Raw genomic sequence first — 2034 nt, 5'->3', positions numbered from 1 at the left:
GCGCAGGCGTTTGCCCTCAGCCGCTTTCGCGCGCCGTGGTATGCCGCTGATGCCAGCGGCCGTTTCTACGCCCAATGGATTGAAAATGCGGTGCTGGGGACCTTTGATAACCAGTGCCTGATTTTTCGCACCTTCGACGGCGATATCCGCGCTTTTGTCTCCCTGCGTCAGCTCAACGCTACGGACGCCCGGATCGGCCTGCTGGCCGGTCGCGGCGCCGGCGCTGAGCTGATGCAGGCGGCGCGAAGCTGGGCCGGATCGCGCGGGCTCTCTACACTGCGGGTGGCGACCCAGATGGGTAATACCGCCGCGCTTAAACGTTATATTCTCAGCGGTGCGAATGTGGAAAACACCGCGTACTGGTTATACAGGTGACATGATGATTCCATTTAACGCGCCGCCGGTGGTGGGAACCGAGCTTGATTATATGCAGTCTGCGATGGGCAGCGGCAAGCTGTGCGGCGACGGTGGGTTTACCCGCCGCTGTCAGCAGTGGATGGAGCAGCGCTTCGGCACGGTAAAAGCGCTGCTGACCCCGTCCTGTACCGCTTCTCTGGAGATGGCGGCGCTGCTGCTGGATATCCAGCCGGGCGACGAAGTCATTATGCCGAGCTATACCTTCGTCTCTACCGCCAACGCCTTTGTGCTGCGCGGAGCCAAAATTGTTTTTGTCGATATCCGCCGCGATACCATGAATATCGATGAAACGCTGATCGAAGCCGCCATCACGGAGAAGACCCGGGCGATTGTACCGGTTCACTATGCCGGCGTTGCCTGCGAGATGGACACCATCATGGCTATTGCCAGCAGGCATAACCTGTTCGTGGTGGAGGATGCCGCACAGGGCGTCATGTCGACCTACAAAGGGCGCGCGCTGGGCACCATCGGGCACATCGGCTGCTTTAGCTTCCATGAAACCAAAAACTATACCGCCGGCGGCGAAGGCGGGGCGACGCTAATCAACGATCGCCAGCTGGTCGAGCGCGCGGAAATCATTCGCGAGAAGGGCACCAACCGCAGCCAGTTCTTCCGCGGTCTGGTGGATAAGTACACCTGGCGCGATATCGGCTCCAGCTATCTGATGTCCGACCTGCAGGCCGCCTATCTGTGGGCGCAGCTGGAAGCGGCGGAGAAAATTAACCAGCAGCGCCTGACGCTGTGGCAGAGCTATTACGATGCGCTGCTGCCGCTGGCGCGCGCCGGGCGCATCGAGCTGCCGATTGTCCCTGCCGACTGCGGGCACAACGCGCATATGTTCTACATCAAGCTGCGGGATATCGACGACCGCAGCAGGCTGATCGCGTGGCTGAAAGAGGCCGAAATTCTCGCCGTCTTCCACTATATCCCGCTGCACAGCTGCCCGGCAGGGGAGAACTTCGGCGAGTTCCGCGGCGAAGACCGCTTTACCACCCAGGAGAGCGAGCGCCTGCTGCGCCTGCCGCTGTTCTACAATCTGTCGGCGACCAACCAGCGGACGGTGATTAACTCGCTGCTGAGCTACTTCTCCTGATATGTCGCTGGCAAAAGCTTCCCTGTGGACCGCGGCGTCCACCCTGGTCAAAATCGGCGCCGGACTGCTGGTGGTTAAGCTGCTGGCCGTCTCCTTCGGGCCGGCGGGCGTAGGCCAGGCCGGTAACTTTCGCCAGCTGGTCACCGTGCTTGGCGTCCTCGCCGGCGCCGGTATTTTCAACGGCGTAACCAAGCTGGTGGCGCAGCATCATGACGATCGCCGGCAGTTGGATAAGGTAGTCGGTACCTCCTCTTCGATGGTGCTGGGCTTTTCGACGCTGCTGGCGATTATCTTTTTACTCGCCGCGGCGCCGATTAGCCAGGGGCTGTTTGGTCATACGCAGTACCAGGGGCTGGTGCGGCTGGTAGCGCTGGTGCAGATGGGTATTGCCTGGGCTAACTTCCTGCTGGCGCTGATAAAAGGCTTCCGCGATGCAGCGGGGAACGCGGTATCGCTGATTGCCGGTAGCCTGATCGGCGTGGTGGCATACTATGCCTGTTACCATTTCGGCGGCTATCAGGGCG

The 2034-nt window shown here is 61.0% G+C and carries 3 protein-coding genes; all 3 read left to right on the top strand.

The features are described 5' to 3' along the window. The coding region (wecD, locus tag PFH44_RS27050; protein WP_283826756.1) for a dTDP-4-amino-4,6-dideoxy-D-galactose acyltransferase at positions 1-375 on the top strand (375 nt) is incomplete at its 5' end. Positions 376-379: 4 nt separating this feature from the next. Beyond that, entirely contained in the window at positions 380-1510 is a 1131-nt protein-coding gene (gene rffA, locus PFH44_RS27045) for a dTDP-4-amino-4,6-dideoxygalactose transaminase (protein WP_045853713.1), read from the top strand. 1 nt (position 1511) lies between these two features. Further along, positions 1512-2034 (top strand): oligosaccharide flippase family protein (locus tag PFH44_RS27040; protein ID WP_283826755.1); only part of this gene is annotated, 523 nt, incomplete at its 3' end.

Origin of the sequence: Klebsiella sp. Ech2A, assembly GCF_030078455.1 — a bacterium.
In the GTDB taxonomy this organism is placed as follows: Bacteria; Pseudomonadota; Gammaproteobacteria; order Enterobacterales; family Enterobacteriaceae; genus Klebsiella; species Klebsiella terrigena.
This window is presented reverse-complemented; position numbering and strand designations above follow the sequence as displayed.

Bases quoted from the DNA above. Each gene is read 5' to 3' on its own strand.
- rffA (WP_045853713.1), top strand. From the start codon at position 380: ATGATTCCATTTAACGCGCCGCCGGTGGTGGGAACCGAGCTTGATTAT.